The organism is Roseateles sp. GW823-FHT07B05 (genome assembly GCF_058794515.1).
Map to the genome: position 1 here is coordinate 255,957 of NZ_JBXAGX010000003.1, position 17,241 is coordinate 273,197.

Consider the following 17,241-nt stretch of genomic DNA (forward strand, 5'->3'; position numbering starts at 1 on the left):
TTCCGCTCAACCCTTCGCTCAGGGTGCCGACGCGGCGGCTTGCGCGACGAAGGCGATGCGGTTCAGCCCCGCGGCCTGCACCCAGCCGATCAGCTCGGCCACGCGGCCATAGGGCACGGCTTGGTCGGCGCGCAGCTGCACTTCCATCTGCGCATTGGCACGGCCCAGTTCCGAGATGCGCTGCTGGAAGGCCTTGGCGTCGAGTTCGTCATCGCCCAGGTGCAGCTTGCCGTCGGGGGTGATCGCCACGGCGATGAAACTGGGCGCGTCGCTGGGCGTCGCCGCCTCGCTCTTGGGCAGGTCCAGCCGCAGGGACGCCGTCATCAGCGGCGCGGTGATCATGAAGATGACCAGCAGCACCAGCATGACGTCGATGAGCGGCGTCATGTTGATGTCGCTCATGGGGCGAGCGGTGTCGGGGCGTTCGAGCCGGCCGAAAGCCATGATCAGGCGTCGTGGTCGAGGAGCTCGCGCAGGTCGTGCGCAAAGCCTTCGAGGTCGGCCTCGCAGGCCGCCACCATCTTGCCGAAGACGTTGTAGGCCAGCACGGCGGGAATCGCGACCGCGAGGCCCGCGGCCGTCATGATCAGCGCCTCGCCGACCGGGCCCGAGATCTTCTCGATGGTGATGTTGCCGCTGGCCGAGATGCTGACCAGCGCGTGGTAGATGCCCCAGACGGTGCCGAACAGGCCCACGAACGGCGCCGTGGCGCCCACGGAGGCCAGCAGCACCTGGCCGAACTGCAGCTTGGCCAGCACGCCGTGCAGCGCGTCGCGCAGGCGGCGGGTCAGGCGGGACTCGCGCTTGGCCGAGGCGTCCAGCGTGGCCGCCCGCGTTTCAGCCGTGGCGGCGTCCAGCAGCGGCAGCAGCAGCTGTTCGGTGTCGAAGCTCTGCAGCGCGCTGCGGCCTTCGGTCACGCCGGCCGCCGACCAGAACGCCGGCACGGCGCGCACCAGGCCCTTGCGGGCGCGGCGCAGCAGCCAGGTCTTCCACAGGATCAGCGCCCAGGCGCTGACCGACATCAGCAGCAGCAGCAGCGCGACGCCGCGGCCGACGAGATCGCTCTGGGCCCAGAAGGTGGTGAACATGTCAGCGGGTGAAGCCCAGCACGTCGTTCATGCCGAACAGACCGGTCGTCTTGCCGCCGGCCAGGAAGCGCGCGCAGCGCAGGCTGCCCTGCGCGTAGATGCTGCGGTTGGTGGCTTTGTGGCTGACCTCGATGCGCTCGCCGATGCCGGCGAACAGCACGGTGTGGTCGCCGATGATGTCGCCGCCGCGCACGGTGGCGAAGCCGATGGTCGACGGGTCGCGCGCGCCGGTGACGCCTTCGCGGCCGTACACGGCGCATTCCTTCAGGTCACGGCCGACCGCATCCGCGACGACCTGGCCCATCTGCAGCGCGGTGCCGCTGGGCGCGTCCACCTTCATGCGGTGGTGGGCCTCGACGATCTCGATGTCGTAGCCCTCGGCCAGCGCGCGGGCGGCCATGTCCAGCAGCTTGAGCACCACGTTGACGCCCACGCTCATGTTGGGCGCGAAGACGACGGCGGTGCGCTCGGCGAACTTCGCGAGCTCGGCCTTCTGCGCCTCGTCGAAGCCGGTGGTGCCGACGACCGCCTTCACGCCCAGGTCGGCGCAGGCGGCCAGGTGGGCCAGCGTCGCCTCGGGGCGGGTGAAGTCGATCATCACGTCGGCGCCGGCCAGACCGGTGCGCACGTCGTCGCCCTTGTCCAGCGCGACATGCAGCGTGCAGTCGTCGGCGGCCTGCACGGCCTCGATCAGCATCTTGCCCATGCGCCCGGAGGCGCCCATCACCGCGACCTTGATCACGAGCCCGACCCCGTCTTGGCGTCCAGCGGCGGGTACACGCGGCCCGGTGCGGGGCCTTCGGCGGCGGCCGTGGGCGCGGCTTCTGCGCTCTTCTTGGGCGGCGGCAACGCGGCGCGCTCGGCCTCGCTCAGCTCCAGCTTGGGCTGCTTGCCGCTGGGCTTGAAGGTGTTGATGGCCGTGACGAATTCGTTCTCGGTCGGCAGGTCGTCGGGCACCGTCAGCGTCTTGAGCTTGTCACCGTCGAACTCGGCAATGACCAGGCGCTGCTGCTCCGGCGCGCCCTGGCGGCGGATCGTGAACGGGTAGTCCCAGCGCGACTCGTGGAAGACGTCGGCCAGCAGCGGCGAGCCCAGCAGGTCACGCACCTGGGCCTTGGGCATGCCGGGCTTGACGCGCGCGACCATCTCCTTGGTCAGCACATTGCCCTGCACCACCTCGACGCGGTAGGGCGTCACGAAGCCCAGCACCTTCTCGCCGGTGACGGAGGGCAGCGTGGCCCACGAGGGCAGGTTGGAGCAGCCGCCAAGCAGCGCAAGCAGCGGGAGAGAGGCAAGCAGGGGACGCATGAGGCGGCTGGCTGGAGGGCGGCAAGGGGACGGAAGTGCCCGCCGAAAGCTCGGCTGGCTATGATCGCGCGGATTCTAGCGGGGCCACTTCAGCGCCCCGGCCCCCCGCGCCATGCCCTCTTCCCCCAAGACCCAGACCAGCGACATCAAGAACAGCGGCCTCAAGGCGACGCTGCCGCGCATCAAGATCCTCGAGATCTTCCAGCGCTCGGCGCAGCGACACATGACCGCCGAAGATGTTTACAAGGCTTTGCTTGGCGAAGGGGCCGACATCGGCCTGGCGACCGTCTACCGCGTGCTGCAGCAGTTCGAGCAGGCGGGCCTGCTGAGCCGCAACCATTTCGAGACCGGCAAGGCCGTCTACGAGCTGAACGAAGGCCATCACCACGACCACCTGGTGTGCCTGAACTGCGGCAAGGTCGAGGAGTTCTACGACGCCGGCATCGAGTCCCGCCAGCACGCCATCGCCAGCGAGCGGGGCTTCCAGCTGCAGGAGCATTCGCTGGCGTTGTACGCGACCTGCACCAAGGTCGACTGCCCGAACAAGGACTGAGCGCCTCCGGCGGGCCAAGCGCCGGGCCGCCCCAAGCCGGCACGCGCTGGCGATGTGCGAGCGGCTTGATGCCGCGAGCATCGCCGTCCCCTCGGGCGAGGGGCTGTCAATCCAGCGAACCGCTGTCGATGGCGCGCTGGTGGCGCTCGACGAATTCCTTGTAGGTGTCGATGCCGCGCAGTTGCAGGATGGTGTTGCGCACGGCGGCCTCCACGAGCACGGCCAGGTTGCGGCCGGCGTCCACCGCGATGACGACCTTGCGCACCGGCATGCCCAGCACGTCCTCGTGCAGTGGCTCGTAGGGCAGACGCTCGAAGTCGCGCTCCATCGTCTCCTTGCGCACCAGGTGGACGATGAGCTTGAGGCGCATCTTGCGGCGCACGGCCGTCTCGCCAAAGATGGCCTTGATGTCCAGCAGGCCGATGCCGCGCACCTCCAGCAGGTTCAGCAGCAGCTCGGGGCAGCGGCCCTCGATGGCGGTCTGGGCGATGCGGAAGAAATCGACCGCGTCGTCGGCCACCAGGCCGTGGCCGCGCGAGATCAGTTCCAGCCCCAGCTCGCTCTTGCCCAGGCCCGATTCGCCGGTCAGCAGCACGCCCAGGCCCAGGATGTCCATGAACACGCCGTGGCGCGTCGTGCGGTTGGCAAACAGCTGCGACAGGTAGCCGCGCACCAGGTCGATGACGTGGCCGGCGGATTCCGTGGTGCGGAACAGCGGGATCTCGGCGCGGTCGCACATGGCCACCAGGCGCGGCGGCGGCACGGAGTCGTCGGCAATGATGATGACCGGCGGCTCCAGCGTGACGATGCGCGAGATGCGGCGGTCCTGGACCTCGGGCGTTTCCTGGCTCAGGTAGGCCACCTCGCGCCTGCCGACGATCTGCACCCGATACGGGTGGATGTAGTTCAGGTAGCCCACCAGGTCGGCCGCGCTCTGCGCGTCGCGCACGGCGGCCTCGTCGAAGCGGCGCTCAGGATGGCCGTGGCCGGCAATCCACTCCCAGAGGAGGGCCTCACGGTGCTCTTCGAAAAGCCGCTCGGCGCTGATCGAGGTGGGTTTCAAGTCGGACGGTGAAGCACTAAGGGTTTACGCGAAGCGCCGATTGGCGGCTCAGGCGACGGACTTCAGCGGCTCCCAGGCCGCGATGAGCTTGTGCAGCGTGGCGGCCTCGGCCTCGGTCTTGAGCTGCTCGCGCAGTTCGCGGTCAGACAGCATCTCGGCGATCTCGGACAGGATCTCCAGGTGCCGCTGCGTGGCCGCCTCGGGTACCAGCAGGAAGATCAGCAGGCCGACAGGCTCGTCGTCCGGCGCGTCGAACGCGATGGGCTGCTGCAGGCGCAGCACCGCGGCCAGCGGGTTCTTCAGCCCCTTGACGCGGCCATGCGGGATGGCCACGCCATGACCCAGGCCGGTGGAGCCCAGGCGCTCGCGCGCGAAGAGGTTGTCGGTGACCAGCGCCCGGGCCATCTGGTGGTGGTTCTCGAACAGCAGACCTGCATGTTCAAAGGCGCGTTTCTTGCTGGACGCATCCACGTTCACCAACACGTTGTCGGCGGGCAGGATGGCGGCGAGACGGTTCATGGGCTGGGGCCGAGCGTCGGGGGCGCCTGGTGGGCGCGGCCGGAGCCGGGCGGGTGGGTCAATCAGAGTCGCAGATTATGGAACTGCGCGCCGTTTTGGGGAGGGAGGTCGATCCCGCGGGCGTGGAAAAGGCCCTTCGCGACCCCCGAATGCGGGTTTTTGCGGCACTGCAGCAACAACCGTTTGCCGCCGATTGCGCATCGCGCAAAACAAAAGCGGCCCGCAGGCCGCTTGAGGACGGATCGCCCGGCGTTCAGCGGGCGGGCACCTCAAGGCGCTTGGCCGAGGCGTGGTGGTGGTCTTGCACCTTGTCCTTGTGCCGGCAGACCTGGCGGTCCAGCTTGTCCATCAACTGGTCGATGGCGGCGTACAGGTCTTCGTGGGACTGCTCGACAAAGATGTCGCGGCCCTTCACGTGCAGCGTGACTTCAGCGCGCTGGCGGCGTTCCTTCTCCTTTTGCTTCTCTACGGTCAGCAGGACGTTGATATCAACAACCTGGTCGAAGTGGCGAGTCACACGGTCCAGCTTGGTGAGCACGTATTCGCGCAGCGCCGGGGTGACTTCGAGGTGATGGCCACTGATCGTCAGATTCATAAAGCCTCCTTTCAGAGGAATGGGTCGGAAAAACGGAACCAGAAAACAGGGGAAGGGGGAGGGAGGAGGAGGGTCTTTCGGGTAGCGGAGGTGGGTGGGAGTGGGGGAATCGACAAGCCCAGTCTGCGCGCAAAGCGGCTGCGTGACAAGAGGATGACGGTGAGCTTTTGTCGCAGCTCAGGCCTTGTTTTCGCGTCTTCTTTCACGGCTTGTGCGGGTGCAATAATCCGCGGCTATTTCCCCTACGGAGCCCTTCTTGGACAGCGATCACCCTCGGTGACCGTCCACTCCCGCCGGCGGCCCTGAGCAGGCCGCGCCCGCCCGGAGTGAGACGGTTGACTGACCCCGCCACCCCGGACGGCGCCAGGCGTCGTCCTTTGCCAGCGCTGCTGGAGACGATGCATGCTGAATGTGTTCACGCTGGACAATGGCCGCCTGAAGGGCGGGCTGTTCCAGGAAGAAATTGAGACCGCCGAAGACCTGGCGCTGTCGCGACCGATCTGGGTCGACCTGGAGAGCCCCAGCGTCGAGGAAAAGGGCTGGATCCGCGACCGCTTCGGGCTGACCATCCCCGAGGACATCGTCGACGAGGACCTGGAAGAGTCGGCGCGCTTTTACGAGGAAGACAACGGCGAGCTGCACATCCGCTCCGACTTCCTCATCGAGGGCGATGAAGGCCCCGATGGCAAGTCGGCCCGCAACGTGCGGGTGGCCTTCATCCTGTTCAACAACGTGCTGTTCTCCGTGCACAACGAGGACTTGCCGGTGTTCCGCCTGCTGCGGCTGCGGGCGCGGCGCATCCCGGCGCTGATCGAGGATGCCAAGGACGTGCTGCTGAAGCTCTACGACGCCGACGCCGAATACTCGGCCGATGTGCTGGAGGGCATCTACGACAAGCTGGAGGCGGTGAGCGCCCGCGTGCTGAAGAGCGACGTGACCGACGCCGAGGCCGGCGAGGTGCTGGGCTCCATCGCCCGAGAGGAAGACTTGAACGGCCGCATCCGCCGCAACGTGATGGACACGCGCCGCGCGGTCAGCTTCATGATGCGCAGCCGCATGCTGAATGCGGAGCAGTTCGAGGAGTCGCGCCAGATCCTGCGCGACATCGACTCGCTGGACTCGCACACGGCCTTCCTGTTCGACAAGATCAACTTCCTGATGGACGCCACGGTCGGCTTCATCAACATCAACCAGAACAAGATCATCAAGATCTTCTCGGTGGCCAGCGTCGCGCTGCTGCCGCCCACGCTGATCGCGTCCATCTACGGCATGAACTTCAAGCACATGCCGGAACTGGAGTCGGACTGGGGCTACCCGTTCGCGCTGGTGCTGATGCTGCTGTCGGTCGCCGCGCCTTTCATCTACTTCCGCCGCAAAGGCTGGTTGAAATAGACCACCCCTACGCGCTGCGCGCGCCCCTCTAGGGGCACTGCAGATGGACCGGCAAAGCCGGATCCATCGCAGTCGCTCGGCAAGGCACGCCGGCGCCTCGACTCGGCCAATGAAAAGGGTCTGTGTCGAGCTGACACAGACCCGGTCATAAAAGTGGCCGCAGAACGCCTCGAAGCCAACGAGGGAGGGAGGGAGGAGGAGGAGAACGGCTCCGAGATTGCTGCTCTGTCCAGAGAGGTTGAGCGGCCAAAATTCCGTGGGGTGGGGCTCCTCCGTTCGAGCTTTCCGCTCGGGTTTTCACCATGTGTAGCTGTAGAGCCGCCCACCAGCACGAAGTTACGCGGCGCTGTCCCGCATTCGGGCGACGATTGTTGTCGGCATCGCGGGCTGTCGTGGCACCGCCTTGTTGATCGGGCACGATTGCAAACAGTCACGTTCAAGGGGCAAAAGGCCGTCGACGGCGTGCCGACGTGGCGGCTTCCACAAACTTTTAGAATCCCGCCTCTAAACGAGGACCGACCATGCTTTACCCCGAACTGTTCAAGCAACTTGAAGCCGTGCGCTGGAACATGGACAGCGACATTCCCTGGGACAAGTTCGATGCCAGCCTGCTCACCGACGAGCAGGCCCAGACGATCAAGATGAACGCCATCACGGAATGGTCGGCGCTGCCGGCCACCGAGATGTTCCTGCGCGACAACCGCGAGGACAGCGACTTCTCGGCCTTCATGTCGGTCTGGTTCTTCGAAGAGCAGAAGCACAGCCTGGTGCTGATGGAATACCTGAAGCGCTTCCGCCCCGACCTCGTGCCGACGGAGGAAGAGCTGCACGAGGTGCGCTTCGACTTCGACCCGGCCCCGGCGCTGGAAACGCTGATGCTGCACTTCTGCGGTGAGATCCGCCTGAACCACTGGTACCGCCGTGCCGCCGAGTGGCACACCGAGCCGGTCATCAAGGCCATCTACGAGACGCTGTCGCGCGACGAGGCTCGCCACGGTGGCGCCTACCTGCGCTACATGAAGCGCGCCATGACCAAGTTCGGCGACGAGGCGCGTGCCGCGTTCGCCAAGGTGGGCGTGCTGATGGCCAGCGCCCGCCGCACGGCGCAGGCGCTGCACCCCACCAACCTGCACGTGAACGCCAAGCTGTTCCCGCGCGACACCATCCAGAGCCGCCTGCCCGACCCCGAGTGGCTGGAGCGCTGGTTGGACAAGCAGATCCAGTTCGACTCCGTGTGGGAGAACAAGGTCGTCGAGCGCATCCTGCACAACATGAGCCTGCTGATGGACCGCAGCTTCGCGACCGTGCAGGAGCTCAACCGCTTTCGCAAGGAAATGTCCGGCCGCCTGGCGCCGCCGGCCGCCGGCACCGCGACGGCCTGAGCGCCGCGGCAACGACAACGGGGCCCTCTGGCCCCGTTTTTCATTCAGCGCCGAGCGAGCTCAGCCGCCGCGCGAGCGCTTCAGCACCACCAGCGCGAAGCCCGCGGCCGCCACGGCCATCCAGCCCAGGAACTGCAGCGAGGCCAGTTCCGCCAGTGCGTTGCCCAGGTCGCTCACGGCCCAGGTGACCAGGTCGCTGCCGTTCTTCAGCGCGTCCTGCAGGCTGCGGCCGTCGTGCACCAGCGTGTGGTTGATCTGGTCGTTCAGCCCCTGCAGCACCTCCAGCGGCCAGTTGATGTCGTAGGCCTTGCTCAGCACGGCCACCGCCACGCCACCGCCCACCAGCACCACCGGCACGCCCAGGCGCTTGAGCCAGGCTGACGCCGCCATCAGCGTGAGGATCACCGGCAGCAGCCACAGCACCATGGGCACCGTGCCGGCCAGGCCGCGCAGCAGCAGCGGTGTGGAGGCCAGCGCCACATCGCCCCAGTTCACGTGCATCGCGTCGGCCAGGCCCATCTTGCTGGCCAGCACGCTCAGCGCGATCGGCATGCCGAGCAGCGCGCCGATGACGGCGGCGCCCAGCGGCGCCAGCCAGGCGTGGGCCATCACCGTTGCGGCGATGCTCTCGCTGGGCCGGCCCGGCAGCGACAGCCAGAACTCGATGGAGCGGTCCTGCACGTCGCGCCGCGCCAGGCCCGGCAGCTGGAACACCGCCACCAGCAGGCTGATCACGTAGACCACGCAGGCGGTGAGCAGCGTCATACCGATGGCCATCAACTCCAGATGCTTGGTGGGCAGGGCCTGGAACTGGCCGAACGGCAGCACGGCCACGAACAGCAGCGGCGGCGCCAGCGCCGCGATCAGCCAGCCGCGCTTGTGCTGCATCCATTCGCGTTGCAGCAGGGTGGGGATGTGGTTGTTCATGACGGTCTTCCTCAGGCTTGCTTGCTGTTGAGCGCCGGGTTGCGGGTCAGCGCCATGAAAAGGTCCACCAGGCTGGGCCGCACGCGCTGGCCCAGGCTGGTGATGTGCTCGGGCGGGGTGCCGTCGAACAGCGACGTCGTGCGGCCCTGCTCGCGGTAGCGCAGCAGTGGGTGGGCTGCGGCCATCGCGTCGGCGGCGGCCGGGTCGTGGTTCAGCGCGACGAAGCGGCGGTCGATGTCCTCCAGGCTGATCGACAGCGCCACGCGGCCCTCGTCCAGCATGATCACGTCGCTCAGCAGCGCCTCCACCTCCTCAACTTGGTGCGTCGAGATCAGCACGCTGCGCTCGCCGTCGCACCACTCGTCGATCAGCATCTCGTAGAAGCTCTTGCGCGACACCACGTCCAGCCCCAGCGTCGGCTCGTCCAGGATCATCAGCTTCGCGTCGATGGCGGCGATCAGCGCCAGGTGCGTCTGCGCCACCATGCCCTTGGACAGGCTCTTCACCTTGTCGCTCTCGCTGACGCTGGTGCGCTTGAGCAGCGCGCGGGCGCGCTCGGCCGAGAACTTGGGCTGCAGCTTGCTCATCAGCGTGATGAGCTCGTGCACGCGGGCCCAGCGCGGCAGCACCGCCACGTCGGGGATGTAGCTCAGCTGCTCCAGCAGCTTCTGGCGGTCGTGCGTGGGCTTGAGGCCCAGCACTGTCAGCTCGCCCTGCACCGGCAGCAGGCCGACGAGCGCCTTCATCAGCGACGTCTTGCCCGCGCCGTTGTGGCCCAGCAGGCCCACGACGCGGCCCTTCGGCACGGTCACGGACACATCGTTCAGCGCCGTCTTCTTGCCGTAGCTCAGCGAGACGTTCTTCACTTCAATCAGGTTGGTGTTCATGTCGACTCCCAGTTCAGATCCTTGGCGGTCAGCCCCAGCCGCTTGAGCTTGGCGCGCAGCGCCGGCCAGTCCTTGTGCAGGAACTGCTCGCGTTCCTGGCGCAGCAGCCGCTCCCGCGCGCCGGCCGTGACGAACATCCCCAGGCCGCGGCGCGATTCCACCAGGCCGTGGTCGGCCAGCGCCTGCAGCGCCCGCGTGACGGTCAGCGGATTGATGACGTACTGGCTCGCGAGGGCGCGCACCGAGGGCAGGGCCTCGCCCTCCGGGGGGCTGCCGTCCAGCAGCTGCACGGCCAGTCGGTCGGCCAGCTGCTGGTAGATCGGTGCCTGGTCTGTCCAGGTGGGAGTCATGGGAGCTCCGGGGTGTGTTGCTGATGTAGCACACCATATCTCCCAGGCCCGGGCGGGCCCAAGCGGCGGGCGACAGACTGCAGATTTGGCGGGATAGGCCGCAAACCGACACAAACCGCCGCGCACCGGTAAGGCTTTGTGCGCTCCCGTTAACGACGGCGGCCTTGCTCACAGCTCGGTACGTTTGCGCCGGCGGTCTTCCTAGAGTCGCGGTTCTCTGCTTTTCCATGAGTTCACGATGACGAGACTGTCCCCCCTGATCGTCGCCAGCAGCGTGCTGTTGCTGAGCGCTTGTGCCACCAAGGATTTCGTCAAGGAGACCGTCGAGCCGGTGCAGACCCGCGTGGATGGCCTCGGCACCCGCGTGCAGGCGCACGACGACGGCCTCAAGGCGCTGGATGGCCGGCTGCAGGGCAGCGAGGCGCGCATCCAGGCGCTGCAGCAGGAAGCCGCGGCGCGGGCCCAGGCGGCCAAGAACCTGCCGGCGCCGCCCGGGCTGCTGATGAGCACCGTGCTGACCGACGACAAGATCCGGTTCAGCTCGGGCCGCGCGATGCTGACGTCCGAGGCCGGCCAGGAGCTCGACCAGCTCGTCGCCAAGCTCAAGGCCGACAACCAGCCGGTGTTCGTCGAGATCCAGGGCCACACCGACGCCACCGGCAGCGACGCGCTCAACCACCAGCTAGGCCTGCAGCGCGCCGAAGCCGTGCGGCTGTACCTGGCCCGCGCCGGCCTGCCGCTGGTGCGCATGGCCACCATCAGCTACGGCGAAACCGCGCCGCTGGCCGACAACAACACCCGCGAAGGCCGCAGCACCAACCGGCGGGTGCAGCTGATCGTCATGCGCTGAGCCGGCGGGTGTGCCGGCCCGGGGGCGCCGCTCGCGCACCCGGTGCTTGACTCTGGGGCCGCTCCAGGGTTTGCAATGGCGGCATGAAAGACACCCTCCCACCCCCGTCCTCCGCCTGCGGTGGCGGCGCCTGCGGTTCCTGTGCCGGGGCCGCGCCGCCGGCCGCGGCGGCCGCCCCCGGCCCGGGCCGGACGTTCCGCATCCCGACGATGGACTGCTCGGCCGAGGAGTCCGAGATCCGCCAGGCGCTGGCGTCCATCGACGGCATCCGGTCGCTGGGCTTCCAGCTGGGTGCGCGGCGGCTGACGATCTCGGCGCCGGACGCGGTGCTGCCGCAGGCGCTGGACGCGATCCGCGCGGCCGGCTTCCGGCCCGAGCCCATCGAGCCCGCCGCGGCCGGCCCGGCGGACGGTCACGCGCATGGGCATGCCCACAGCCACGATCACGACCATGGCATCGGCCCCGGCGTGGCCCGGCTGGGCGTGGCGCTGCTGGTGGCGCTGGCGGCCGAGGGCGTGGCCCTGGTGATGCCCGAGGGGCCGGCAAGCGAGCTGGTCGGCATGGCGCTGGCTGTCGTGGCCATCGCGCTGGCCGGCGTCGACACCTACACCAAGGGTCTCGCGGCGTTGCGCCGCTTCAAGCTCAACATCAATGCGCTGATGACGGTGGCCGTCACCGGCGCCTTCCTGATCGGCCAGTGGCCGGAGGCGGCCATGGTGATGGCGCTCTACGCCATCGCGGAGCTCATCGAGGCCCGCTCGGTGGACCGTGCGCGCAACGCCATCCAGGGCCTGATTGCGATGGCGCCGGAGACCGCGCTGGTGCTGCAGCCCGACGGCAGCGGCGTGGCAACGCCGGTGGGCCAGGTCGCGCTGGGCAGCGCGGTGCGCATCCGCCCCGGCGAGCGCGTGCCGCTGGACGGTGTCGTCACGCGCGGCAGCAGCGCCATCAACCAGGCGCCGGTGACGGGCGAGAGCATCCCGGTCGACAAGGCCGTGGGCGACGCGGTCTTCGCCGGCACCATCAACACCAGCGGCGAGCTGGAGGTGCGCGTGACGGCCGCCGCGTCGGACTCCACGCTGGCCCGCATCATCCATGCCGTCGAGCAGGCGCAGGGCTCGCGTGCGCCCACGCAGCGCTTCGTCGACCGCTTCGCGGCGGTCTACACGCCGGCCGTGTTCGCGCTGGCCGTGGCGGTGGCCGTGCTGCTGCCGGTGCTGACGGACGCGACCTGGCTGCAGGGCGTCTACAAGGCGCTGGTGCTGCTGGTCATCGCCTGCCCCTGCGCGCTGGTCATCGCCACGCCGGTCAGCGTCGTCAGCGCGCTGGCGGCGGCGGCGCGGCGCGGCATCCTCATCAAGGGCGGCACCTACCTCGAAGACGCCCGCCGGCTGAAGGTGCTGGCGCTGGACAAGACCGGCACCGTCACCGAGGGCCGCCCGCGGCTGGTGGACCACGTGGTGCTGCGCGGCGACGCCGCCGTGGCGCGCCAGTGGGCGGCCAGCCTGGCGGGGCGGTCGGACCACCCGGTCTCGCGCGCGATTGCCGACGGCCTGGGCCTGCCGCCCGCGCCGGTGGACGACTTCCAGGCGCTGGCCGGCCGCGGCGTGCAGGGGCTCATCGCCGGCACGGCGCTGGTGCTGGGCAACCGCCGCCTCATCGACGAGCGTGGCCAGCGCAGCGCCGACGTGGACGCCGCGCTGGCCCGCCACGAGGCCGCGGGCCACACCGTCACGCTGCTGGCTGACGGGCAGGGCGTCGTCGCGCTGTTCGCGGTGGCCGATGCGATCAAGCCGTCGTCGCGGGCGGCGGTGGCCGAGCTGGTGGCGCTGGGCGTCACGCCCGTGCTGCTGACGGGCGACAACGAGGCCACCGCGCAGAGCATCGCGGCCCAGGCCGGCATTGCCGAGGCGCGCGGCAACCTGCTGCCGCAGGACAAGCTCGATGCGGTGCAGGCGCTGCAGCAGCGGCTGGGCCCCACGGGCATGGCTGGCGACGGCATCAACGACGCGCCGGCGCTGGCCCGGGCCGACATCGGCATCGCAATGGGCGCGGCCGGCACGGACACGGCGATGGAGGCGGCCGACGTGGTCATCATGAACGACGACCTGCGCCGCATCCCGGCCGTCATCCGGCTGTCGCGCCGCACGCACGCGGTGCTGTGGCAGAACATCGTGTTCGCGCTGGGCGTGAAGGCCGTGTTCTTCCTGCTCGCCGTGTTCGGCAGCGCGACGATGTGGATGGCCGTGTTCGCCGACATGGGCGCCAGCCTGCTGGTGGTGGCCAACGGGCTGCGCCTGCTGAAGGCGGACCTGGACCCGCCGCGTTGATGGCGTGCGCTGATGCCGTGCGCTAACGCACCCGCAGCTGGGCGCCGTCGGCCCCGGCGGCGCTGACGCCGCCGATCTCGGCCGCCGCGGCAAAGCCGTGGCGGTGGAACACGGCCAGCACCTCGTCCACGGCCGCCGCGTCACAGGACACCAGCAGCCCGCCGCTGGTCTGCGGGTCGCTCAGCAGCGCCTGGTCCACCGCCGCGAAGCCGTCGGGCAGCCGCACGCTGTCGCCATAGCCGGCCCAGTTGCGGCCCGATGCGCCGGTCACGAAGCCGCGCCCGGCCAGCTCGCGCACGCCCGGCAGCAGCGGCACGCGCGCCCAGTCGAGGTCGATGGCTGCGCCCGCGCCGCGCGCCAGCTCCAGCGCATGGCCGGCCAGGCCGAAGCCGGTTACGTCGGTCATCGCATGCACGCCGGCCAGCGCGGCGAGGTCGGGGCCCGGCGTGTTGAGCTGCGTCGTCGTCGCCACCATCTGCGCATAGCCGTCAGCGGACAGCGCCTCCTTCTTCAGCGCGGCCGACAGCACGCCCACGCCCAACGGCTTGCCCAGCACGAGGCGGTCGCCCGGACGGGCGTCGGCGTTGCGCTTGACGCGCTTGGGGTGCACCACGCCCAGCGCGACGAGGCCGTAGATGGGCTCGACCGAGTCGATGGTGTGGCCGCCCGCGATCGGGATGCCGGCCGCCGCGCAGACCGACTCGCCGCCCGCGAGGATGCGGCCGATGACGTCCACGGGCAGCACGCTGATGGGCATGCCCACCAGCGCCAGCGCCAGGATGGGCTTGCCGCCCATCGCGTAGACGTCGCTGATCGCGTTGGTGGCGGCGATGCGGCCGAAGTCGAACGGGTCGTCGACGATGGGCATGAAGAAGTCGGTCGTCGCGATCAGCGCGATGTCGTCGGTGAGCTGGTAGACGGCGGCGTCGTCCGACGTCTCGATGCCCACCAGCAGCTCGGGCGGCACCGGCAGCTGGCGCGTGTTCTTCAGGATCTCGCTGAGCACGCCGGGCGCGATCTTGCAGCCGCAGCCGCCACCGTGGGAGAGCGAGGTCAGGCGCGGAAGGGGGGCAGTGGACATGGGATTCAGGTCAGTGAGGCAATGCGGCCGGCCAGGGACAGGATGCCGGCGTCGGACAGATCGTCGCATTCCACGCGCGCGGCGTTCGGCAGCCCGGCCAGGTGGCGGCCCTGCGAGCGGGCGTAGAGCGGGTCGTAGTGGCGGGCCATCAGCGCCTCGAACAGCGGCGGCAGCGCGCCTTCGAGCGCCCAGGCCTGCCACTGCGCCAGCACGTCGCGCGGCAGCAGCTCGCGCAGCGTGCCGAGCTTGTCGGCCAGCCCCTGCGGGTCGTCGCCCAGCCAGGCGTAGTCGCGCAGCAGGTAGGCCAGCCGCGCGGCGGGCGTGGCGGCGATCTCGACGACCGGACTGTCGCGCAGCCGCTGCAGCAGCGGCTCGGGCACGGTGAGGCGGCCGATGCGCCGGCTCTCGGCCTCCACCCACACGCGGCGCGACGGGTCCAGCGCGGCCAGGTGGTGCATCAGCTGCGTCTCGAAGGCCTTCTGCGACGGCTGCGGCCGGCCCGGCACGGCGCCCAGCACCGAGCCGCGGTGGGCGGCCAGGTCTTCCAGGTCCAGCACCTGCTCGCCGCCGTCGGCCAGCGCCTGCAGCACGCGTGTCTTGGCGCTGCCGGTGGGGCCGCACAGCACGCGCAGGTCCAGCGTGGGGGCGCGCAGTGCGATCTGCTCGATGACGTGGCCGCGCCAGGCCTTGTAGCCGCCCTTGAGCTGCTGCGCGTCCCAGCCCACCAGCCGCAGCCAGTTGACGAAGCTGCCGCTGCGCATGCCGCCGCGCCAGCAGTAGATCAGCGGCCGCCAGTCCTTGGGCTTGTCGCGGAACAGCTCGTCCAGGTGGCGGGCGATGTTGCGCGCCACCATGGCGCCGCCGATCTTGCGCGCCTCGAAGGCCGAGGTCTGCACGTAGGTGGTGCCGACGATGCGGCGCTCCTCGTCGTCCAGCACCGGGCAGTTGATGGCGCCGGGGATGTGGTCCAGCGCGTACTCGGCCGGCGAGCGCGCGTCGATGAGGACGCTGAACTCGCCCAGGTCGTTCACGGTGGTGGGCTTGTGGCTCATGGGCGCCAAGCGTACACGGCGCTGTTGAGCGCGCCGCCCCAACCCCGGCCTAACCCCGGCCTAATGCGAGCCGCGAGCGGCGCACCTAGCATCGCGCGGTGCCCGTCGCCCCTGCTCCTGCCCTGTCTCTCGCCCAGAAGCCGCCTGTTCGCCCCACGGGGCGCGGCGGGTGACGGCGTTTCCTGCCCGCCCGAGCCGCCGCCGCGCCGTGGCCGCCTCGGCCGTGTGCCTGGGGCATGTGCTGGTGCTGCTGGCCGTCTGGGAGCTGCGGCAGGCAGCGCCGCGCGGCGTGGCCGACAAGGCGCGCCCGGTGGTGATCCGGCTGCTGCCCGAGCGCCGCCAGCGCGCGCCCCGCGCCGAGCCAGCGGCGCCAGCGGCCCGGGCCCAGCCGCCGCGGCTGCCGCTTCTCGAAGCCGTGATGCCCGTGGAGCCGGCGCGCGTGAGCAGCACGCTGGTGCCCGTTGCTGCGGCGGCGTCCGCAGCGGCGGGGGACGCCGCCGGCCAAGCTGGTGCCGTGGCGGCAGCGTCCGGTGCCGGCTCCGCGCCGCTGTCCCTGAAGCCGTCGCGCGAGGTGCTGCTGGGCTCGCTGGGGTCCAACCCGGCCGTCACCGACCCGCGCAGCAACACGCCCAAGCCGACGTTCGAGGAGCGCCTGGCGATGGGCCTGAACCCCGCGCTGTGCGTGAAGCTGGAGCGGCTGCCCGACGGCAGCATCCGGCGTTCGATGGGGCGCCTGAGCGGCGCGCTGACCTCCGCCCAGGCCACGGGGCTGACCACCGGTGGCGGCGCCGGGGGCGCCGGCGCGGGCCAGGGCGGGCCGGGTGGGCCCAGCGGCGCCAGCATCCTGGCACCGGGCGGTGGGGGTGGTGGCGGGGTCAGGACCTGCGTCTGAGACTGGGGCATATTGCGGGCCATGACTGCACCGCTCACCCCCACTCCCGGCGACGACCTGCCCGCCGTTGTCGACGCCCTGCGCGGCGCGCGCCTGCGCTGGCGCGAGGCGCACCGCCGCGGCGGTGACGGCCGCGAGCTGCCGTCGCGAGAACTGCTGGCCGGCATGGTGCAGTGCCTGTCCGGCGCGCTGTTCCCGATGCGGCTGGGCCCGCCCACGCTGCGGCCCGAGAACGAGGACTTCTACGTCGGCCACACGCTGGGCGCGGCGATGGTGACGCTGCGCCAGCAGATGGCGCTGGAGCTGCGCCACGACGCCCGCCAGCGGGGCGACGCGGCGCCCGCGGCCGATGCCGAGGCGCTGGCCGCGCGCTTCCTGCGCACGCTGCCGGCCGTGCGCGAGCTGCTGGACAGCGACGTGCTGGCCGCCTACCAGGGCGACCCCGCGGCGCGCAGCGTCGACGAGGTGCTGCTGTGCTACCCGGGCCTGCGCGCGCTCATGAGCCACCGCCTCGCGCACGAGCTCTACCGCCTTGGCCTGCCGCTGATCGCGCGCGTCATCGCCGAGCTGGCGCATGCCGACACCGGCATCGACATCCATCCCGGCGCCACCATCGGCGCGGGCTGCTTCATCGACCATGGCACCGGCGTCGTCATCGGCGAGACGGCCGTGCTGGGCCGGCGCGTGCGCATCTACCAGAACGTCACGCTGGGGGCCAAGAGCTTCCCCACCGATGGCGACGGCAACCTGCTGAAGGGCCAGCCGCGCCACCCGGTCGTGGAAGACGAGGTGGTCATCTACGCCGGGGCGACGGTGCTGGGCCGCATCACGCTGGGGCGCGGCGCCGTCATCGGCGGCAACGTGTGGCTGACGCGCAGCGTGGCGCCGGGCAGCGTCATCACGCAGGCAGACGCCAGCACGGCGCGCGAAGCCGAATAAGCATCTGCGCAAACAGGCGTTCACGCCGCGGGA

At 70.1% G+C, this 17,241-nt stretch carries 19 protein-coding genes; 7 read left to right on the forward strand and 12 right to left on the reverse strand.

What is annotated here, in order from left to right:
* Window positions 1-18: 18 nt before the first annotated feature.
* The 4 genes from AC1Q7O_RS09365 to AC1Q7O_RS09380 are packed head-to-tail and all read right to left on the reverse strand — an operon-like array spanning window position 19 to window position 2,396.
* On the reverse strand, window positions 19-444 hold the full coding sequence (locus AC1Q7O_RS09365; protein ID WP_394509305.1) for an ExbD/TolR family protein: 426 nt from the start codon (window positions 442-444) through the stop codon (window positions 19-21).
* A gap of 2 nt (window positions 445-446) precedes the next feature.
* The gene (locus tag AC1Q7O_RS09370; RefSeq protein ID WP_492659010.1) at window positions 447-1,088 is read right to left on the reverse strand and encodes a MotA/TolQ/ExbB proton channel family protein; all 642 of its coding nucleotides are present in this window, start codon (window positions 1,086-1,088) and stop codon (window positions 447-449) included.
* A gap of 1 nt (window position 1,089) precedes the next feature.
* Window positions 1,090-1,830 carry a 4-hydroxy-tetrahydrodipicolinate reductase gene (gene dapB / locus AC1Q7O_RS09375; RefSeq protein WP_492659009.1) on the reverse strand — a complete coding sequence of 247 codons (741 nt, stop codon included), beginning with the start codon at window positions 1,828-1,830 and terminating at the stop codon, window positions 1,090-1,092.
* Window positions 1,827-2,396 (reverse strand): outer membrane protein assembly factor BamE, encoded by a 570-nt coding sequence (locus AC1Q7O_RS09380; protein WP_492659008.1) that lies wholly within the window; start codon window positions 2,394-2,396, stop codon window positions 1,827-1,829. The genes dapB and AC1Q7O_RS09380 overlap by 4 nt, the downstream gene beginning before the upstream one ends.
* A gap of 112 nt (window positions 2,397-2,508) precedes the next feature.
* Here AC1Q7O_RS09380 and fur point away from each other — a divergent pair, with 112 nt between their 5' ends.
* A complete protein-coding gene (gene fur / locus AC1Q7O_RS09385) occupies window positions 2,509-2,949 on the forward strand; it encodes a ferric iron uptake transcriptional regulator (protein ID WP_492659007.1) in 441 nt (146 codons plus the stop codon).
* 106 nt (window positions 2,950-3,055) lie between these two features.
* On the opposite strand, the gene hprK is transcribed toward fur, so the two are convergent.
* From hprK to hpf, 3 genes are all read right to left on the reverse strand, one after another.
* Window positions 3,056-4,012 (reverse strand): HPr(Ser) kinase/phosphatase, encoded by a 957-nt coding sequence (gene hprK / locus AC1Q7O_RS09390; protein ID WP_492659006.1) that lies wholly within the window; start codon window positions 4,010-4,012, stop codon window positions 3,056-3,058.
* A gap of 48 nt (window positions 4,013-4,060) precedes the next feature.
* The gene (ptsN, locus tag AC1Q7O_RS09395) at window positions 4,061-4,531 is read right to left on the reverse strand and encodes a PTS IIA-like nitrogen regulatory protein PtsN (RefSeq protein WP_394509298.1); all 471 of its coding nucleotides are present in this window, start codon (window positions 4,529-4,531) and stop codon (window positions 4,061-4,063) included.
* Between the two features lie 253 nt (window positions 4,532-4,784).
* Window positions 4,785-5,126, reverse strand: a complete 342-nt coding sequence (hpf, locus tag AC1Q7O_RS09400; RefSeq protein ID WP_056200061.1) for a ribosome hibernation-promoting factor, HPF/YfiA family — start codon at window positions 5,124-5,126, stop codon at window positions 4,785-4,787.
* Between the two features lie 402 nt (window positions 5,127-5,528).
* Between hpf and corA the strand changes: the two genes are divergently transcribed.
* Window positions 5,529-6,518 (forward strand): magnesium/cobalt transporter CorA, encoded by a 990-nt coding sequence (gene corA / locus AC1Q7O_RS09405; RefSeq protein WP_492659005.1) that lies wholly within the window; start codon window positions 5,529-5,531, stop codon window positions 6,516-6,518.
* Window positions 6,519-7,039: 521 nt separating this feature from the next.
* Complete coding sequence (locus tag AC1Q7O_RS09410; protein WP_492659004.1) at window positions 7,040-7,900, forward strand: ferritin family protein; 861 nt, start codon at window positions 7,040-7,042, stop codon at window positions 7,898-7,900.
* Between the two features lie 60 nt (window positions 7,901-7,960).
* Here AC1Q7O_RS09410 and AC1Q7O_RS09415 read toward each other — a convergent pair whose 3' ends face one another.
* The 3 genes from AC1Q7O_RS09415 to AC1Q7O_RS09425 are packed head-to-tail and all read right to left on the reverse strand — an operon-like array spanning window position 7,961 to window position 10,064.
* Window positions 7,961-8,827, reverse strand: coding sequence for a hypothetical protein (locus tag AC1Q7O_RS09415; protein WP_492659003.1), 867 nt, complete (start codon window positions 8,825-8,827; stop codon window positions 7,961-7,963).
* Between the two features lie 11 nt (window positions 8,828-8,838).
* Entirely contained in the window at window positions 8,839-9,714 is an 876-nt protein-coding gene (locus AC1Q7O_RS09420) for an ABC transporter ATP-binding protein (RefSeq protein WP_492659002.1), read from the reverse strand.
* A complete protein-coding gene (locus AC1Q7O_RS09425; RefSeq protein ID WP_492659001.1) occupies window positions 9,711-10,064 on the reverse strand; it encodes a GntR family transcriptional regulator in 354 nt (117 codons plus the stop codon). Before AC1Q7O_RS09425 ends, AC1Q7O_RS09420 begins: the two co-directional genes overlap by 4 nt.
* Window positions 10,065-10,302: 238 nt before the next feature.
* Here AC1Q7O_RS09425 and AC1Q7O_RS09430 point away from each other — a divergent pair, with 238 nt between their 5' ends.
* Both AC1Q7O_RS09430 and AC1Q7O_RS09435 read left to right on the forward strand, forming a co-directional pair.
* Window positions 10,303-10,914 carry an OmpA family protein gene (locus AC1Q7O_RS09430; RefSeq protein ID WP_492659000.1) on the forward strand — a complete coding sequence of 204 codons (612 nt, stop codon included), beginning with the start codon at window positions 10,303-10,305 and terminating at the stop codon, window positions 10,912-10,914.
* 83 nt (window positions 10,915-10,997) lie between these two features.
* Window positions 10,998-13,244 carry a heavy metal translocating P-type ATPase gene (locus tag AC1Q7O_RS09435; protein ID WP_492658999.1) on the forward strand — a complete coding sequence of 749 codons (2,247 nt, stop codon included), beginning with the start codon at window positions 10,998-11,000 and terminating at the stop codon, window positions 13,242-13,244.
* Window positions 13,245-13,266: 22 nt separating this feature from the next.
* Here AC1Q7O_RS09435 and selD read toward each other — a convergent pair whose 3' ends face one another.
* Both selD and mnmH read right to left on the reverse strand, forming a co-directional pair.
* Complete coding sequence (gene selD / locus AC1Q7O_RS09440) at window positions 13,267-14,325, reverse strand: selenide, water dikinase SelD (protein WP_492658998.1); 1,059 nt, start codon at window positions 14,323-14,325, stop codon at window positions 13,267-13,269.
* Between the two features lie 5 nt (window positions 14,326-14,330).
* Complete coding sequence (mnmH, locus tag AC1Q7O_RS09445; protein WP_492658997.1) at window positions 14,331-15,377, reverse strand: tRNA 2-selenouridine(34) synthase MnmH; 1,047 nt, start codon at window positions 15,375-15,377, stop codon at window positions 14,331-14,333.
* A gap of 208 nt (window positions 15,378-15,585) precedes the next feature.
* Here mnmH and AC1Q7O_RS09450 point away from each other — a divergent pair, with 208 nt between their 5' ends.
* On the forward strand, window positions 15,586-16,269 hold the full coding sequence (locus AC1Q7O_RS09450) for a hypothetical protein (RefSeq protein ID WP_492658996.1): 684 nt from the start codon (window positions 15,586-15,588) through the stop codon (window positions 16,267-16,269).
* 21 nt (window positions 16,270-16,290) lie between these two features.
* The gene (gene epsC, locus AC1Q7O_RS09455; RefSeq protein ID WP_492658995.1) at window positions 16,291-17,208 is read left to right on the forward strand and encodes a serine O-acetyltransferase EpsC; all 918 of its coding nucleotides are present in this window, start codon (window positions 16,291-16,293) and stop codon (window positions 17,206-17,208) included.
* Window positions 17,209-17,241 lie beyond the last annotated feature (33 nt).

Excerpts from the sequence above, each read along its gene's own strand:
- AC1Q7O_RS09370 (WP_492659010.1), bottom strand. The coding sequence starts at position 1,088 with ATGTTCACCACCTTCTGGGCCCAGAGCGATCTCGTCGGCCGCGGCGTC.
- selD (WP_492658998.1), bottom strand. The coding sequence starts at position 14,325 with ATGTCCACTGCCCCCCTTCCGCGCCTGACCTCGCTCTCCCACGGTGGC.
- AC1Q7O_RS09410 (WP_492659004.1), top strand. The coding sequence starts at position 7,040 with ATGCTTTACCCCGAACTGTTCAAGCAACTTGAAGCCGTGCGCTGGAAC.
- AC1Q7O_RS09425 (WP_492659001.1), bottom strand. The coding sequence starts at position 10,064 with ATGACTCCCACCTGGACAGACCAGGCACCGATCTACCAGCAGCTGGCC.
- AC1Q7O_RS09420 (WP_492659002.1), bottom strand. The coding sequence starts at position 9,714 with ATGAACACCAACCTGATTGAAGTGAAGAACGTCTCGCTGAGCTACGGC.
- AC1Q7O_RS09415 (WP_492659003.1), bottom strand. The coding sequence starts at position 8,827 with ATGAACAACCACATCCCCACCCTGCTGCAACGCGAATGGATGCAGCAC.
- AC1Q7O_RS09430 (WP_492659000.1), top strand. The coding sequence starts at position 10,303 with ATGACGAGACTGTCCCCCCTGATCGTCGCCAGCAGCGTGCTGTTGCTG.
- mnmH (WP_492658997.1), bottom strand. The coding sequence starts at position 15,377 with ATGAGCCACAAGCCCACCACCGTGAACGACCTGGGCGAGTTCAGCGTC.
- AC1Q7O_RS09365 (WP_394509305.1), bottom strand. The coding sequence starts at position 444 with ATGGCTTTCGGCCGGCTCGAACGCCCCGACACCGCTCGCCCCATGAGC.
- AC1Q7O_RS09435 (WP_492658999.1), top strand. The coding sequence starts at position 10,998 with ATGAAAGACACCCTCCCACCCCCGTCCTCCGCCTGCGGTGGCGGCGCC.
- fur (WP_492659007.1), top strand. The coding sequence starts at position 2,509 with ATGCCCTCTTCCCCCAAGACCCAGACCAGCGACATCAAGAACAGCGGC.
- hpf (WP_056200061.1), bottom strand. The coding sequence starts at position 5,126 with ATGAATCTGACGATCAGTGGCCATCACCTCGAAGTCACCCCGGCGCTG.
- ptsN (WP_394509298.1), bottom strand. The coding sequence starts at position 4,531 with ATGAACCGTCTCGCCGCCATCCTGCCCGCCGACAACGTGTTGGTGAAC.
- corA (WP_492659005.1), top strand. The coding sequence starts at position 5,529 with ATGCTGAATGTGTTCACGCTGGACAATGGCCGCCTGAAGGGCGGGCTG.
- epsC (WP_492658995.1), top strand. The coding sequence starts at position 16,291 with ATGACTGCACCGCTCACCCCCACTCCCGGCGACGACCTGCCCGCCGTT.
- AC1Q7O_RS09380 (WP_492659008.1), bottom strand. The coding sequence starts at position 2,396 with ATGCGTCCCCTGCTTGCCTCTCTCCCGCTGCTTGCGCTGCTTGGCGGC.